8 protein-coding genes are annotated in these 17,109 nt (G+C 64.3%); 7 read left to right on the top strand and 1 reads right to left on the bottom strand.

Features of this window, described 5'->3' with window-relative positions; genetic code table 11:
* The 6 genes from hutG (at position 1) to AC04SH_RS25275 (ending at position 15,008) form a co-directional block, all read left to right on the top strand.
* Positions 1 to 813 (top strand): N-formylglutamate deformylase, encoded by an 813-nt coding sequence (gene hutG / locus AC04SH_RS25300; RefSeq protein WP_488577102.1) that lies wholly within the window; start codon positions 1 to 3, stop codon positions 811 to 813.
* A 28-nt stretch (positions 814 to 841) separates the two neighbouring features.
* Positions 842 to 2,512 carry a urocanate hydratase gene (gene hutU / locus AC04SH_RS25295; protein ID WP_488577101.1) on the top strand — a complete coding sequence of 557 codons (1,671 nt, stop codon included), beginning with the start codon at positions 842 to 844 and terminating at the stop codon, positions 2,510 to 2,512.
* A 12-nt stretch (positions 2,513 to 2,524) separates the two neighbouring features.
* Positions 2,525 to 3,103 carry a HutD/Ves family protein gene (locus AC04SH_RS25290; protein ID WP_488577100.1) on the top strand — a complete coding sequence of 193 codons (579 nt, stop codon included), beginning with the start codon at positions 2,525 to 2,527 and terminating at the stop codon, positions 3,101 to 3,103.
* 312 nt (positions 3,104 to 3,415) lie between these two features.
* Positions 3,416 to 11,995 (top strand): glycoside hydrolase family 94 protein, encoded by an 8,580-nt coding sequence (locus AC04SH_RS25285; RefSeq protein ID WP_488577099.1) that lies wholly within the window; start codon positions 3,416 to 3,418, stop codon positions 11,993 to 11,995.
* Between the two features lie 344 nt (positions 11,996 to 12,339).
* Positions 12,340 to 14,112: a glucan ABC transporter ATP-binding protein/ permease gene (locus AC04SH_RS25280; RefSeq protein WP_477236554.1), complete on the top strand. Its 1,773-nt coding sequence runs from the start codon at positions 12,340 to 12,342 to the stop codon at positions 14,110 to 14,112.
* A 143-nt stretch (positions 14,113 to 14,255) separates the two neighbouring features.
* Positions 14,256 to 15,008 (top strand): heme ABC transporter permease, encoded by a 753-nt coding sequence (locus AC04SH_RS25275; RefSeq protein ID WP_477236556.1) that lies wholly within the window; start codon positions 14,256 to 14,258, stop codon positions 15,006 to 15,008.
* 41 nt (positions 15,009 to 15,049) lie between these two features.
* Here AC04SH_RS25275 and AC04SH_RS25270 read toward each other — a convergent pair whose 3' ends face one another.
* Positions 15,050 to 16,108: a D-TA family PLP-dependent enzyme gene (locus tag AC04SH_RS25270; RefSeq protein ID WP_488577098.1), complete on the bottom strand. Its 1,059-nt coding sequence runs from the start codon at positions 16,106 to 16,108 to the stop codon at positions 15,050 to 15,052.
* Between the two features lie 143 nt (positions 16,109 to 16,251).
* Here AC04SH_RS25270 and AC04SH_RS25265 point away from each other — a divergent pair, with 143 nt between their 5' ends.
* The gene (locus tag AC04SH_RS25265; protein ID WP_488577097.1) at positions 16,252 to 16,938 is read left to right on the top strand and encodes a D-lyxose/D-mannose family sugar isomerase; all 687 of its coding nucleotides are present in this window, start codon (positions 16,252 to 16,254) and stop codon (positions 16,936 to 16,938) included.
* The last annotated feature ends 171 nt before the right edge of the window (positions 16,939 to 17,109 follow it).

Raw genomic sequence — 17,109 nt, 5'->3', positions numbered from 1 at the left:
ATGACCGACTGGCTGACAGTCACGGAAGGCACCGCACCTCTTCTGGTGTCGATCCCGCACACCGGCATCGATCTCGCCGGCATCGACAACCGGCTGGTCTCGCCCTGGCTCGGCCGCCGCGATTGCGACTGGTGGATCGACAATCTCTATGATTTTGCCGCCGGCCTTGGCGCAACGGTTGTGCATACGTCGATCTCGCGCACCGTCATCGACGTCAACCGCGATCCCTCCGGCGCCTCGCTCTATCCTGGGCAGACGACGACCACGCTTTGCCCCACCGAGACCTTCGACGGCGATCCACTGTATCTGCCGGGCGCAGAACCGACGCCGTCGGAGATAGACCAGCGCCGCATATCCTATTTCGTGCCCTACCATGAAATGCTGGCGGCCCAGGCCGTCAGGCTGCGCGGCCTGCACGAAAAAATCGTCATCTACGATTGCCACTCGATCCGGTCGGTGCTGCCGCGCCTGTTCTATGGGACGCTGCCGGTATTCAACCTCGGCACCAATGACGGCCAGACCGCCGACCCGACGCTGCAGGCGCTGGTCGGCCAGATCATGGCCGAAAGCGGTGAAACCAATGTCATCAACGGCCGTTTCAAGGGCGGCTGGATCACGCGCTATTTCGGCAACCCGCAAGGCGGCTACCATGCGTTGCAGATGGAACTCGCCGATCGCGGCTATCTGCGCGAGCCCGAAGGCAAGGGTGAACCCGATAATTGGCCGGTGCCATACGACGCCGCGTTCGCCGCGCCAATGCGCGCCACGCTGACGAAAATCCTCCAATCCGCCATTGACTGGGCCGGGCGCTGACACGCCGCCTTACGCGAAAGGGACAATGATGAACAATCCTCGCCACAACATCCGTGAAGTGCGTGCGCCGCGCGGCGACAAGCTCAACGCCAAATACTGGACGACCGAAGCGCCGCTGCGCATGCTGATGAACAACCTCGATCCGGACGTCGCCGAAAACCCCAACGAGCTCGTCGTCTATGGCGGCATCGGCCGCGCCGCACGCACCTGGAACGATTTCGACAGCATCGTCGCCTCGCTGAAGACCCTCAATGAGGACGAGACGCTGCTGGTCCAGTCCGGCAAGCCGGTCGGCGTTTTCCGGACGCACACCGACGCGCCGCGCGTGCTCATCGCCAACTCCAACATCGTGCCGCACTGGGCGACCTGGGATAAATTCAACGAGCTCGATAAGAAGGGCCTGATGATGTACGGCCAGATGACGGCCGGCTCGTGGATCTATATCGGCACGCAAGGCATCGTGCAGGGCACTTACGAGACCTTCGTCGAGGCCGGTCGCCAGCACTATAACGGCAACCTCAAGGGCAAGTGGATCCTGACCGGTGGTCTCGGCGGCATGGGCGGCGCCCAGCCGCTTGCAGCCGTCATGGCCGGCGCCTGCTGCCTCGCCATCGAATGCAATCCGGACTCGATCGATTTCCGCCTGCGCACCCGCTATGTCGACGAGAAGGCCGAGACGCTCGACGAAGCGATGGAAATGATCGAGCGCTGGACCAAGGCCGGCGAAGCGAAATCCGTCGGCCTGCTCGGCAACGCTGCCGAGATCGTGCCGGAAATGTTCCGCCGCGGCATTCGCCCCGACATGGTCACCGACCAGACCTCGGCGCATGACCCGATCAACGGCTATCTGCCGAAAGGCTGGACGATGGCTGAGTGGCGCGAAAAGCGCGTCAGCGACCCGAAGGCGGTCGAGAAGGCGGCGCGCGCGTCGATGCGCGAGCATGTCGAGGCGATGGTGGCCTTCTGGAACGCCGGCGTGCCGACGCTCGACTATGGCAACAACATCCGCCAGGTCGCCAAGGACGAGGGTTTCGAAAACGCCTTTGCGTTCCCGGGCTTCGTGCCGGCCTACATCAGGCCGCTGTTCTGCCGGGGCATCGGCCCGTTCCGCTGGGCGGCACTGTCTGGCGATCCCGAGGATATCTACAAGACCGATGCCAAGGTGCGCGAGCTCACCCCCGGCAACACCCATCTGCACAACTGGCTGGACATGGCGCGTGAGCGCATCTCGTTCCAGGGCCTGCCGGCGCGCATCTGCTGGGTCGGCCTCGGCGACCGCCACCGCCTCGGCCTCGCCTTTAACGAAATGGTTGCCAAGGGCGAACTCAAGGCGCCTGTCGTCATCGGCCGCGACCACCTCGATTCCGGCTCGGTCGCTTCGCCGAACCGCGAGACGGAAGCGATGAAGGACGGCTCCGACGCCGTCTCCGACTGGCCGCTGCTCAATGCGCTGCTCAACACCGCGTCCGGCGCCACCTGGGTGTCGCTGCACCATGGCGGCGGCGTCGGCATGGGTTTCTCGCAGCATTCCGGCATGGTCATCGTCGCCGACGGCACGCCGGACGCTGCAAGGCGCCTGGAGCGCGTGTTGTGGAACGACCCGGCGACCGGCGTCATGCGCCACGCCGATGCCGGCTACGACATCGCCATCGCCTGCGCCCAAGAGCACCAGCTCAATCTGCCCGGCATTCTCGGCTGATTGGCTGAAACGATGCGCATCCTTCGTGCCGCCGACTACCGCACCATGCCGTGGAAGAATGGCGGCGGCACGACCACCGAAATCACCGTTTCGCCTGACGGCGCCGGGCTCGACGATTTCGACTGGCGCGTTTCGATGGCGCGTGTCGAGGGCGGCGGCCCGTTCTCGGGCTTTGCCGGCGTCGACCGCACGCTTGCCGTGCTGGAAGGCGGGGGCATCGTCCTCGATATTGGCGGCCGGCCGCCGGAGCGGCTGACGGGAGCCTCCGCACCACTGTCGTTCCCGGCCGATGTGCCGACCACGGCCGCGCTGATCTCTGGTCCGATCACTGACCTCAACGTCATGACCCGCCGCGGGCGGGCGACCCATACGGTCGAGCGCCTCATGGTTTCAGCCCCGACCGATATCCGTCCAACGACCGCAACGACCCTTATCCTGCCGCTCGACGGCGAAGTCGGCGTGACCGACCCGATACCGTCCCGGCTTGGACCTCGTGACACGCTCGTGATCGGCCCAGACCTCGCGCAATTGCACGTGGAACCGGTGCGGCCGACGACCGTGTTCGTGATCCGGATCGCCGGCCTGGGCTAGCTGCGCCGCCAGCAACGATTAACGCCTGTTGCCAAACATGATCGCACGCGGGAGAAATCTGGCGTAAGCTGTTGCCTGGATCACGAAAAAGCCTGAATCCTTCCGTCGTTCCAAGGCGGACGGGAGGGCAGGGGTGCTCGTCCTTGAGTTGTCGAAAGCCCCTCCTTGAAATGTCGAAGGGATAACGCCCCTGGCGCGGTGCGACGCAAAACTTTCGGCCAGTGTAATCATGCAACCAATTGCATTTGAATCGGTTTTAGGGACATTGCCGTGGCGGTGACGCCGCATCGCGTCCCCCATGCGGAATTTTCAATGAATATCCAGACGAATCCTGCCCAGATCGAAAAGACCAGCGCCAGCTTCCCGGCCATCACCGAAGAGCCGATACGCTCCAATTTCCTGCCAGAAGAGCGTCTGCGCGCGCTGGGCGACAGCCTCGCCAAGGGCGACGTCAAGGACCTGTTCGGCCTGACGCCGTTCGAGTTCCAGGCCCGCATCCGCGACAGCGCCAAGAAGATCCTCGAAGTTTACCGTTCGACCAATGCCGCGCAGACCAGGGGCGAAACCATCACGCCTGCCGCACAGTGGCTGCTCGACAACAATTATCTGGTCGAGGAGACCATTTTCCAGGTCAAGCGCGACCTGCCGCGCCGTTTCTACCGGCAGTTGCCGACCCTGAAACTGTCCGATGGCGCGGCTGTGCCGCGCGCGCTGGCCTTGGCTTGGAGCTATGTCGCCCATTCCGACAGTTCGGTCTCGGCGACCATGTTCAAGGCCATCGTCGAGGGTTTTCAGTCGGTCGAGCCGCTGAAGATCGGTGAACTCTGGGCGCTGCCGTCGCTGCTGCGCTTCGTGCTGATCGAAAACCTGCGCCGCATCGCAGTGCGCGTCGACCGCACCAGGCAGATGCGCCACATCGCCAACGAAGTTGCCGACCGGGTTCTGGCGACCGACGACAATGCCGACCGGCAGAAGATCCTGTCGAGCTATAGCGCCCATGCCCAGGACACGACCTTTGCCACGCAGTTGCTCTACCGCCTGCGCGACGGCTCGCAAAATGCCGGCAGGGCGCTGGAATGGCTGGAGGTCGAGCTCGAGAAAACCGGCTCCGACGCCGAGGAAATCATTATTTCCGAGCATCGCACGCTGTCCAGCGGCAATGTCACCACCGGCAACATCATCCGCGGCCTGCGGCTTATCAACGACGTCGACTGGACGGTCTGGTTCGAAGGCGTCAGCCGCATCGACACGCTGCTGCGCGAGCGCACCGATTTCGCCGCGCTCGATTTTTTTTCGCGTGACCAGTACCGCACGTCGATCGAGCAACTGGCGCGCCGTTCCGACCTTTCCGAATTCCGCGTCGCCGAAAAGGCGATCGAGCTTGCCAGCCATGTGCCGGGCGTCACCGATGCCTCCGGCGTGCCGGATGCATCAGCCGATCCGACCATGCATACCGATGTCGGCTTCTTCCTGGTCGGCCCGCGCCGGCCGGATCTGGAAAAGGCAATCGGCTACCGGCCGCCTTTCTATGTGACGTTCAAGCGCGCCTTTACCAGCACAGGCTGGCTCGGCATCGTCGCGCCGGTCTTCCTGCTGACGGTGCTGCTGCTGGTGCTCTCCGGCAATGCGCTTGCCCATCTCGGCCTCTCGGTTCCCTCGATCACGTTGATGCTGGCGCTGTTTGCTGTGCCGGCCAGCGAAGGTGCGCTCGCTTTCTTCAACACCGTCGTTTCGCTGTTCCTGAAGCCGACGCGGCTTGTCGGCTATGACTACAAGCACGGCATCCCGACCGCTTCACGCACGCTGGTCGTGGTTCCGTCGCTGATCGGCTCGCGCGACGATGTCGAGGAAAACATCCGCAACATCGAGGTGCATCACCTCGCCAATACGGCCGACGAGATCCATTTCGCGCTGCTCTCCGATTGGCCGGATTCCAAGACTGAGATCGATGCCGCCGACATCGAGATCCTGCAATATGCGCGCGACGAGATCGCCAGGCTCAATGCCCGCTACCCCTCCGAAGGCGCGCCGCGTTTTTATATCCTGCATCGCCGCCGGCTCTACAACCAGGCGCAGGGCGCCTGGATGGGCTGGGAGCGCAAGCGCGGCAAGCTGCACGAGCTGAACCTTCTCTTGCGCGGTGACAGCGACACCACGTTCCTGCCGCTCGACGTGCCGCTGCCGGAAAAGGTCGTCTACGTCATGACGCTCGACGCCGACACGCGCACCACGCGCGACGCCGTGTCGTCGCTGGTCGGCAAGCTCGCCCATCCGCTCAACCGGCCGCATTTCGACGCGGCAAAGCGTGTCGTCACCGCCGGCTACACCATCCTGCAGCCGCGCATCACGGCCTCGCTCACCAGCGGCGACGACGCCTCCTTCTTCCAGCGCGTCTTCTCGGCCAACAGCGGCCTCGACCCTTACGTCTTTGCCGTCTCGGATCTCTACCAGGACGTATTCAGCGACGGCTCCTTCACCGGCAAGGGTCTCTATCACGTCGACGCCTTCGAGGCGGCGCTGAAGGGACGCATCGAGGAAAACACCATCCTCAGCCACGATCTGCTTGAAGGTGCGCTGGCCCGTGCAGCGCTCGTCACCGACGTCGAACTGGTCGAGGACTATCCGACCCGCTATTCGGTCGACGCCTCGCGCCATCACCGCTGGGCGCGTGGCGACTGGCAGTTGCTAAGCTTCATCTTCAGCCCGCGTTCCGGGGTGCCGGCGCTGTCGCGCTGGAAGATGATCGACAATCTGCGCCGTTCGCTGACCCCGATCTTCTGGGTGATGGCGGCGATCGCCGGCTGGACGCTGCTGCCCTTCACGCAGGCCGCGCAATGGCAGGCGCTGCTCATCCTCTCGCTGTTCATGGCGCCGACTTTCGATGTCATCAACGCCATCTTGCCCAAGAGCGGCGACCAGACGCCGCGCGGCCATTTCTCGGCGCTGGCGCGCGACACCGTCTTCGGCACGGCGCTGGTCGCGCTGAAAGTGCTTTTGATGGCGCACAATGCCTGGATGATGGGCGACGCCATCGTGCGCACGCTCTACCGCCTGTTCGTCAGCCGCCAGAACCTTTTGGAATGGCGCACGGCGTCGCAGGCGCACAAGGGCGGCGACAACGACCTCGGCTCCTATTACAGCATGATGTATGGCGCCGTGATCATTGGCGTCGTCGGTCTCGCTATCCCCGTGCTGGCCGATTCCACCGGCGCCTTCGTCGCCTTCTTTTTCGCTTTGTTCTGGATCGGCTCGCCGGCGGTTGCCTGCTGGATCAGCCGTTCTGCCGAGACCGAGGACCGCCTGCGCATATCGCAGGCCGACATCCATGCGCTGCGCACAGTGGCGCGCCGCACCTGGCATTATTTCGAAACCTTCGTCACCGCCGAACACCACAATTTGCCGCCGGACAATTTCCAGGAAAGCCCGGCGCCGGTGGTGGCGCCGCGGACATCGCCGACCAATATCGGCGTCTATCTGCTGTCGGTGGTATCGGCGCGCGATTTCGGCTGGATTGCGCTCTCCGACGCCATCACCCGCATCGACGCGACGATGACGACCATCGAGAGCATGCCGCGCAACCGCGGCCATCTCTTCAACTGGTACGACACCACGACGCTGAAGCCGCTCTATCCGCTCTACATCTCGGCAGTCGACAGCGGCAATCTCGCCGGCCATCTGGTCGCGGTGGCGGCAGCTTGCGCCGAATGGGCGGAAGCTCCGTCCGTCCATCTGCAGGGCGATTTCGAAGGCGTCCTCGACACGGTGACCATCCTCGACGAGAGCCTCGAGGACCTGCCCGATGACCGCCGCCAGCTCCGCCCGCTGCGCCAGCGGCTCGCCGACCGCCTCGATGGCATGCGGCGTGCCGTCCTGACCATCAAGGCGCAGCCGGAGATGGCCTCGATCCGCACCATCAATCTGGCCGTGCTTGCCGGCGAAATCCGCAAGCTCGCCACCGCCATCCACACCGAGGCCGGATCGCAGCGCAGCGACGTCATTGCCGACTGGGCGGCTAGACTGGAAGCGACCTGCGAGGCGCATGTGCACGACTCGCACAGCGACGAGAACGCCGTCGAGGCCTTGCGCGCCAAGCTCTTGGCGCTGCGCGAGCGCTGCCGCCGCTATGCCTTCGAGATGGATTTCTCCTTCCTGATGCGGCAGGAAAGAAAACTGCTCTCGATCGGCTACCGGGTCGAGGAACACCAGCTCGACGAGAGCTGCTACGATCTGCTGGCGTCAGAAGCGCGGCTGACCAGCCTGTTCGCCATCGCCAAGGGCGACCTACCGACCGAGCATTGGTTCCGGCTCGGACGTCCCATTGTCGAGATCGGCTTCCAGGGCGCGCTGATGTCCTGGTCGGGCTCGATGTTCGAATATCTGATGCCGCCGCTGGTGATGAAGGAGCCGCAAGGCTCGATCCTCAACCAGACCAGCAAGCTGATCATCAAGCGCCAGATCCAGTATGCGCGCTCGAAGAACATGCCGTGGGGCATTTCGGAAGCGGCCTACAACGCCCGTGACCGCGAACTGACCTACCAGTACACCAATTTCGGCGTGCCCGGACTTGGCCTCAAGCGCGGTCTTGGCCAGAACACGGTCATCGCGCCTTACGCCACGATCCTCGCGGCGCAGTTCACGCCGCGCGAATCCGTGCAGAACCTAGTCAGGCTGCGTTCGATCGGCGCGCTGGGAAGGCACGGCTTTTACGACGCCGTCGATTTCACGCCGCAGCGCGTGCCGGAAGGCACTGACCACGCCGTCGTGCTGAACTACATGGCCCACCATTCCGGCATGTCGATCGCCGCCGTTGCCGACGCCATCTTCGAAGGCCGGCTGCGTGACCGCTTCCACAGCGATCCGGTGATCGAGTCTGCCGAACTCCTGCTGCAGGAGAGGGCGCCGCGCGACATCCCGACCGCCACCGTCAGGACAGAAGCCGACGAGCGCTCGAAGGACGAGACCGAGGTCGAGAGCCCGGATTCCCGAATTGTCCTCGACCCGCTGAAGGCGCTGCGCGCCACCAGCGTCATGTCCAACGGCCGCTACTCCGTCATGGTCTCGGCAACCGGCTCCGGCTACAGCCGCTGGGGCGAACTCGCCGTCACCCGCTGGCAGCCGGATCCGACCGAAGACCGGCTCGGTTCCTATATCTTCCTTAGGGATGCCGGCACCGGCGACTGGTGGTCGGCCACCGCCGAACCGAGGCAGGCGACCGGCGAGAGAGTGCAGACGCTGTTTTCCGACGACAAGGCGAGCTTCGTCAAAACGGTCGGCTCGTTGCGGTCGGAGGTCGAGTGCATCGTCATCTCGGAAGGCAATGGCGAAGGACGGCGCGTCACCCTTTACAATGACGGCGCTACCGACCGGCATATCGAGGTGACCTCCTTTGCCGAGCTGGTGCTCGGCAACGAGGCCTCGGACAACGCTCATCCGGCATTCTCGAAAATGTTCATCGAGACCGAGATATCAGCCAACAACGGCGCCATCTTCGCCACCAGGCGCAAGCGCGACAAGAACGAGCCCGACCTCACCATGGTGCATTTCGTCACCGATCCGTCGGGATCGGCACGCGATGCCGAGGCCGAGACCGACCGCCGCGCCTTTATCGGCCGTGGCCGCACCATCGCCGAGGCTGCCGCTTTCGATCCGGGCGCCAAACTTGGCGGCCATCATGGCTTCACGCTCGACCCGGTCGCGGCGCTGCGCCGGCAGGTGCGGGTGCCGGCCAACAAGAAGATCTCGCTGACCTTCTGGACCGCCGTCGGCGCCAACCGCGCCGAACTCGACGAAGCCATCGCCAGGCTCGACCATCCCGAAAGCTTTGCTCGCCAGGCGATGCTCGCCTGGACGCGTTCGCAGGTGCAGACCAGGCATCTCGGCCTCAGCCTGACCGACGCCGCCAATGTGCAGAAGCTGGCACGTTATCTGATCTATCCCGATCCGTTCCTGCGCCTGCCGGCCGAATCCATTGCTTCGGGGTTGGGCAAGCAGTCCAGCCTGTGGCCGACCAGCATCTCCGGCGATTTCCCGATCTTCCTGGTCCGCATCGGCGACGTCGCCGACCTCGAAATCGTCGCCCAGGCGCTGCGCTTCCAGGAGTATATGCGCGCCCGCGGCATGATGATCGACTTCGTCGTCGTCAATGAGCAGGCGTCATCCTATGTGCAGGACCTGCAGCGCGCGGTCGAGACGCTGTGCGAAAACAGCCGCTTGCGCGGCAAGGAGCTCGGGCCGCGCCAGCATATCTTCGCGGTGCGCCGCGACCTGATGGACGAGGCGACCTACAAGACGTTGCTGGCCGTCGCCCGCGTCGTGCTGCACACCCGCAATGGCACCATCTTCGACCAGATCGAGCGCGCCGAGGCGGCAGCCTTGCAGGCCCGCGACGCCTTGCAGCCGGCGGGTGCTGCGACCCTTCGCGAAACGGCTCTGCCAGTGCCGGTGGCGCCTGCATACCATGCTGCGTCTGACGCCAGTGCCGACGGCAGCGGCCTCAGCCAATGGAACGGCTTCGGCGGTTTCGAAGGCGATGGCCGCCACTACGTCACCCGCCTTGCCGGCCGGCGCACGACGCCGCAGCCCTGGATCAACGTCGTCTCCAACGCCTCGTTCGGCTTCCATGTCTCGGCCGAGGGGGCCGCCTTCACCTGGAGCCGTAACAGCCGCGACTACCAGCTCACGCCGTGGTCGAACGATCCGGTCACTAACCGACCGGGCGAGGGCGTCTACATCTATGACTATGCAAGCGGCAAGGCGTTCTCGCCGCTTGCCGCCGTAGTCCGCGATCCCTCGATGACTTACGAGACATGGCACGGCCAGGGCTTTTCGACCTTCCGGTCGAAGCGCGGCCCGCTGTCGATGGATCTGACGCATGTGGTCGATCCCACCGATCCGGTGAAGATCACGCGGCTGCGCATCCAGAACTCGGGCTCGGCACCGGCGCGGCTGCGCGTCTATGCCTATGCCGAATGGGTTCTCGGCAGCCATCGTTCGAGCACGGCGGCCACCATCGTCCCGTCGAGGGATTCGGCGACCGGCGCGCTCTTGGCGCAAAACCCGTACGGGCTCGATTTCGGCGACCGGGTGGCCTTCCTGGCCGCTGCCGGGCCGGTGCATTCGGTGACAGCCGATCGCGGCGAGTTCATCGGCAGGCAGGGCACCAGCGCCTTCCCGCACGCCGTCGTCAGCGGCGCCGGCCTGTCGGGCCGCGTCGAGGCAGGCGATGATCCTTGCGCGGCTGTCGCCAGCGACGTCGACATCCCCGCCGGCGGCGACGTCACGCTCGTCTGGCTGCTCGGCGATGCCGCCAATCAGGCCGAAGCGAGCGCGCTGGTGCAGACCCATTCGGGCAAGGATTTTGACCAGCGGCTGGCCGACAATGAACGCGTCTGGCGCGGCTTCCTCGACACCATCCAGGTCGAGACGCCGGACAAGGCACTCGACGCCATGGTCAATCACTGGTTGCCCTATCAGAGCCTGGCCTGCCGCATCCGCGCCCGCTCGGCCTTCTACCAGGCAAGCGGTGCCTTCGGCTTCCGCGACCAGCTGCAGGACACGCTGGCGCTGCTGGCGCATGATCCGAAGCTGGCGCGCGACCAGATCCTCAACGCGGCGCGTCGGCAGTTCCCCGAAGGCGACGTCCAGCATTGGTGGCTGCCGCGCACCGACGCCGGCGTGCGCACCCTGATCTCGGACGACGTGGTCTGGCTGGCGCACGCCACCAACAGGTATATCGAGGTGACTGGCGATACCGGGATCCTCAAGGAGCAGCTGCCCTTCATCGACGGGCAGATACTGGGCGAGGGCGAGCACGACGCTTTCTTCACGCCAGAGATCTCCAAGACGCATGCCTCGCTCTACGACCATTGCGCGCGGGCGCTCGACCTTGCGGTCAAGCGCAGCAGCCCGGCCGGGCTGCCACTGATCCTCGGCGGCGACTGGAACGACGGCATGAACCGCGTCGGCGAGCAGGGCAAAGGCGAGAGCGTATGGCTCGGCTGGTTCCTGCTGAAGACGCTTGGCGACTTTGCCGCTGTCGCCAAGGGGCAAAGCGACACCAAGCGGGCGCAGGCCTGGACAAAACACGCCGACGTGCTGAAGCGAGCACTGGAAAGCACCGCTTGGGATGGCCAATGGTACCGGCGCGGCAGCTACGATGACGGCACGCCGCTCGGCTCGCACAATTCGGACGAGTGCAAGATCGACTCGATCGCGCAGTCGTGGAGCGTGCTCTCCGGCGAGGGCGACCCGGCGCGCTCGACCACGGCGATGCAGCAGGCGACGAACCTGCTGGTCGACGACAAGCTCAAGATCGTCAAGCTGTTCACCCCGGCCTTCCAGAAAACGCAAAAGGACCCCGGCTACATCAAGAGCTACCCGCCTGGCGTGCGCGAGAACGGCGGCCAGTACACCCATGCAGCGACCTGGTTCGTCATCGCGCTCGCCGAAATGGGCCGCACCGACGATGCCTATCGCTGCTTCTCGATGCTGAACCCGGTCAACCATGCACTCGACGATGCGTCGGCCGAGCACTACCGGGTCGAGCCCTACGTCGTCGCCGCCGACATCTATTCGGGTGAAGGCAAGGGCGGTCGGGGTGGCTGGACCTGGTACACGGGCTCAGCCGGATGGCTCTACCGTGCTGCCGTCGAAGGCATTCTGGGCATCGAGCGGCGCGGCAAGCAGATCACGTTCCGGCCCAAACTGCCCAGCCACTGGGACGGTTACTCGGCAACGCTCAAGATGCTGGGAGCCGAGGTCAAGGTTCGCGTCATCCGCGACAAAAAGGCCAAGACCATCTCGCTCGAAGTCAATGGAACCAAGACAAAGTCTTCCGGCTTTGAGCCGAAAGCCGGTGACAAGACCGAGGTGGTCGTCAAGATACCCGCGTAAAATCAAAGGTTTGAACCAATTTGCGCGCGCCTTTCGGGGCGCGCGTTTCTATTTGGTCATGCGCGTGGCGCAAAGCAGCCCTGCTTCTTATGTATTGGCGCTGCGGGGTGTGGGTGATTAAAAATGTGGCAGCCTTGGGCACGTGCCATGATTTTGCCGCAAGACTGACATTTCACCTTTTATCTCAAACCGTTAGGTGATCACGGCAGATTTCGCAACGTCGTCATCTTTTGTTCGCAGAATGGGAACGGAAGAGCTAGACGGGCATTGTTTTGCGACCCGTTAACCGATACGTGTCAAGAAATGGTGCAGTGCACAATGAATGTTTGGGCGGAGTAGCTGAAGTGTCACTTCTGCAAATCTACTGGAGAGCGCTGGGTTATCTCGCAGCCGACAGGAAACGCGTTGCGTTGATCTGCGGTGCGAATGTCGCGCTTGCCATCATCGCCATCCTCGAGCCGATCATGTTCGGTCGGGTGATCGACGCCATCTCCGATAAGGGTTCGGTGTTTTCGACGCTGGCTCTCTGGGCCGGCCTCGGCGCCTTCAACATCATCGCCTTCGTGCTGGTGGCGCGTGGCGCCGACCGTTTTGCCCACAAGCGCCGCAGCGAAGTGCTGTGCCAGTCGTTCGAGCGCGTGATCACCATGCCGCTTGCCTGGCACCATCAGCGCGGCACCTCCAACGCGCTGCACACGCTGCTGCGCGCTGTCGAGACGCTGTTCAGCCTGTGGCTTGAATTCATGCGCCAGCATCTGTCGACGGCCGTTGCGCTTGCTCTGCTGATCCCCACCGCGATCAGCATGGATCTGCGCATGTCCATGGTGCTGATGGGCCTTGGCGTTCTCTATATCGTCATCGGCCGCCTGGTGATGAAGCGCACCAAGGCAGGCCAGGCCGCCGTCGAGCGCCACTATCACAAGGTGTTCGCGCATGTGACCGACTCGGTCAGCAACGTCGCCGTGCTGCAGAGCTACAACCGTCTCGGCCATGAGGCCGATACGCTGCGCCGCTATGTCAAGAACCTGCTCGATGCGCAGAACCCCGTGCTCGACTGGTGGGCGATGGCCAATGCGCTGCACCGCCTGTCGTCAACCATTTCGATGATGGTCGTGCTGCTGATCGGCGCCTATCTCGTCACCCATGGCCAGCTCAAGATCGGTGACGTCATCGCCTTCACCGGCTTTGCCACGCTGCTGATCGCTCGTCTCGACCAGATGTCGGCTTTCGCCAACCAGATTTCGGAAGCCCGCGCCAAGCTGGAGGACTTCTATCATCTCGAGGATTCGGCCGCTGACGCCGCCGAGCCCGATGGCTTGCGCGATCTCACCAACGTCACCGGCCACGTCCGCTTCGAGAATGTCGGCTTCGAGTTCGGCAATTCGGGGCAGGGCATCGACGACGTGTCGTTCGAAGTCCAGGCCGGCCAGACCGTTGCCATCGTCGGCCCGACCGGCGCCGGCAAGACGACGCTGATCAATCTCTTGCAGCGCGTATTCTCGCCGTCCCATGGCCGTATCCTGATCGACGGCATCGACACCCGCACGGTGACCCGCAAGTCGCTGCGCCACTCGATCGCCACCGTGTTCCAGGATGCCGGCCTGCTCAACCGCTCGATTGAGGACAACATCCGCGTTGGCCGCGCCGAGGCGACTTATGACGAAGTGCATGCCGCAGCCGACGCTGCCGCGGCGCAGGACTTCATCCTGGCCAAGAGCGAAGGTTACGACACCGTCGTCGGCGAGCGTGGTGGCCAGCTCTCGGGCGGTGAGCGTCAGCGTATCGCCATTGCCCGCGCCGTGCTCAAGGACGCCCCGATCCTGGTGCTCGACGAGGCGACCAGCGCGCTCGACGTGGAGACCGAGGACCGCGTCAAGGAAGCGATCGATGAACTGCGGCGCAACCGCACCACCTTCATCATCGCCCACCGCCTGACCACCGTTCGCGACGCCGATCTGGTCGTGTTCATGGACAAGGGCAAGGTGGTCGAGATGGGCGGCTTTGCCGAACTGTCGCTGCGCAACGGCCGTTTCGCCAGCCTGCTGCGCGCCGGCGGCCTGCTCAACGACGAGGAAGTCCGCCGCCTCAGCCGCACGGTAAATATCGAAGCGGCGTAATCCGCCGCCCGGCCCCTCGCAGGCCCAGGGTGCTCGAAGCTCGAAAAGCCAAGCAGTTGGCTTTTCGTCCGCTAGCGGACCGCTTCTCACCCTGCGACACTCCTCGATTGCCCCAAGCGCCCCGTCGGTCTATTTAGGTCCGCATGAGCGACACCTCTTCACGCCTCACCGGCTGGATCGACCTCGCCAACCCGACACGCTTCGTCGGGCTGGCCGACAGGCTGGTGCCGTGGCTGGCGTCCATCGCCGCGATCCTGCTCGCCGTTGGCCTCTATATGAGCTTTGCCGCGCCTGAGGATTTCCAGCAGGGCATCACGGTGCGCATCATGTACATCCACGTGCCTTTCGCCTGGCTCGCCATGATGTGCTACACGGTCATGGCGGTTGCGGCGCTCGGCACGCTGGTCTGGCGCCATCCGCTGGCCGATGTCGCGCTGAAATCGGCCGCCCCGATCGGCGCCACCTTCACCGCGCTTGCGCTGGTCACCGGCTCCATCTGGGGCAAGCCGATGTGGGGCACCTGGTGGGTGTGGGATGCGCGCCTGACGTCTGTGTTCGTGCTCTTTCTCATGTATCTCGGTATCATCGCGCTGACGCGCGCGCTGGATGACGCCAGCCGCGCCGCCTGGGCTGCCGCCATCATCACGCTGGTCGGCTTCATCAACATTCCGATCATCAAATTCTCGGTCGACTGGTGGAACACGCTGCACCAGCCGGCTTCAGTGTTCCGGCTCGGCGGCCCGACCATCGATCCCAGCCTGCTGTGGCCGCTGCTGGTGATGGCGCTCGGCTTCACCGTGCTGTTCTTCGCTCTGCATCTGACAGCGATGCGCACCGAAATCCGCCGTCGGCGAGTGATTGCCATGCGCCGTGTCGCGGCGCGACAGGCTAACTGAGCTCCCCCCTTTTCCCACAGGGGGAGAAGGGAAAGCGCTAGTCACCCCATCCGCCCACGCGCCACCACCGGCAGCGTCTCCAGCACCTTGTCGCCGTCGATGAGATGCACCTGGTCGAACAGGTTGGTCACCACGCAGCAGTGGTCCGGCACCACGCGCACGCGCTCGCCGATGCGAAGGCTCGCACCGTTTCCAAGCGTGACCGTGCCGTGCTCCTCGCTCAGGCCGGTGACGCGGGCGCCGGGCATACCGAGCAACTCGCCAAACTCGGGCAATCCCAGCGTGTCGCTGGACAGCGCCTTGCTGCCGCTGTCCAGAATGGCGCGGGTCGGCGTCGGATGGCTGACCACGGTTGCAAGCACCGTCAGCGCGCAGTCGTCGAGCGTGCCGACGCCTTTGGCGACCTGATAGCGGTCGAGATAGATATAGGTGCCGGGACGGTATTCGGTGACCACGCTGTCTTCGCCGGAGCGCCACATGTCAGGCGTGCCGCCGCTGGAGATACGATCACAGGCGAGACCCGACGCCGCAAGCGCCTGCTTGGCGCCAACCAGCCATGTCTCGGCCTCCGTTGCGCGGCCAGCCGCAGGGTAGGTCATCAGCCCGCCGAAGGTGAGCCCCCTGGCTTGATCGATCACTTTTGCCAGCGCCAGGGCCTCGGCGGCGCTCTGTACGCCGCAGCGGCCCATGCCGGTGTCGCATTCGACCAGAACGGGCAGGGGATGGCCGGCATCGGTGAAGGTGGCGGCGAGCCCTTCCAGCGTTTCACGGCTGTCGGCCGTCACCGACAGCGTCACGCGGCCATGCATCGCCTTGAGCCGCTCCAGCTTGGCGCGGCCTAAAATGTTGTAGGGCAGAAAAATATCGGAGAGCCCGGCATCGGCCATCACCTCAGCCTCGCCGATCTTCTGGCAGGTGATGCCGACCGCTCCCGCCGCCACCTGTTTCTTCGCCCAATAGGGCAGCTTGTGGGTCTTGATGTGCGGCCTGAGCTTCAGCCCGTGGCGGTCGGCATGCGCCTGCGCTCGTGCGATGTTGGCTTCGGCGCGGGCTGCATCGATCAGGATCGCCGGCGTGTCGAGGTCGTCTATGCCTTGCATGAATATCACCTTGGGAAATTTGGCTGGACTTATGGCCCCGATCGGCCCGGATGTCATGGGGCCAGCGTGCAGTTTGCGTCGACACCGCAACGCTGTTCGGCTATGCGCTTTAGGCAGGAACGCGACGCCAAGGGATCACGACCATGAAACGCTCCACCGTCAACGACATCATCCGCGATGCCGACGCCTTCATCCGCTCGTTCGGCTACATCATGCCGCCCTTCGCCTACTGGTCGCCGGAGGAGATGAAGGCGCACAAGGCTGACTCCGCGGCTATTTTCACCTCGCGGCTCGGCTGGGACATTACCGATTACGGCCAGGAAAAATTCGACGAACTCGGCCTGTTCCTGTTCACCGTGCGCAACGGCGTCTATGCCGACATGAAGAAGGGCATGGGCATGCTCTATGCCGAGAAGATCATGATCTCGCGCAAGGATCAGCTGTCGCCGATGCATCGCCACAACATCAAGGCCGAGGACATCATCAACCGCGGCGGCGGCAAGCTGGTGCTGGAACTGTTCATGCACGATCGCGACGGCGGCATCGATCCAAAGGCCGAAGTGTCGGTGCCGGTCGACGGCACCATCCACAGGCTGCCGGCGGGCGGGCTCTTGAAGCTCGACCCGGGCCAGAGCGTGACGTTGATGCCCGGCGTCTGGCACGCCTTCTGGGCCGAGGGCAAGGACGTGCTGATCGGCGAGGTCTCGACCGTCAATGACGATCTCACCGACAACGTCTTCCGCGAGCCGATCGGCCGCTTCTCCAACATCGACGAAGATGTTGCGCCAGTGCATCTGCTGGTGTCCGACTATGAGAAATGGGTGGGGTAGGCGAGAGGCACTCCATTTCATCGGCTGGTGCTGCCCCTCATTGCCCTGCTGGGCATTTCTCCCCGTATAGTGACGGGGAGAAGAGAGCTGCCGCAGCGCCGCGCCTATTCTGCAAAGCTGGATATTGGCGAAACCATCCGCGACAGCATCTTTCTCCCCGTCTCTATACGG

It is taken from the genome of Mesorhizobium sp. CNPSo 4688 (assembly GCF_057784295.1).
The sequence above is the reverse complement of the archived record's forward strand: the minus strand, read 5'-3'. Positions and strand labels throughout refer to the sequence as shown.

Bases quoted from the DNA above. Each gene is read 5' to 3' on its own strand.
- hutG (WP_488577102.1), top strand. From the start codon at position 1: ATGACCGACTGGCTGACAGTCACGGAAGGCACCGCACCTCTTCTGGTG.
- hutU (WP_488577101.1), top strand. From the start codon at position 842: ATGAACAATCCTCGCCACAACATCCGTGAAGTGCGTGCGCCGCGCGGC.
- AC04SH_RS25290 (WP_488577100.1), top strand. From the start codon at position 2,525: ATGCGCATCCTTCGTGCCGCCGACTACCGCACCATGCCGTGGAAGAAT.
- AC04SH_RS25285 (WP_488577099.1), top strand. From the start codon at position 3,416: ATGAATATCCAGACGAATCCTGCCCAGATCGAAAAGACCAGCGCCAGC.
- AC04SH_RS25275 (WP_477236556.1), top strand. From the start codon at position 14,256: ATGAGCGACACCTCTTCACGCCTCACCGGCTGGATCGACCTCGCCAAC.
- AC04SH_RS25270 (WP_488577098.1), bottom strand. From the start codon at position 16,108: ATGCAAGGCATAGACGACCTCGACACGCCGGCGATCCTGATCGATGCA.
- AC04SH_RS25265 (WP_488577097.1), top strand. From the start codon at position 16,252: ATGAAACGCTCCACCGTCAACGACATCATCCGCGATGCCGACGCCTTC.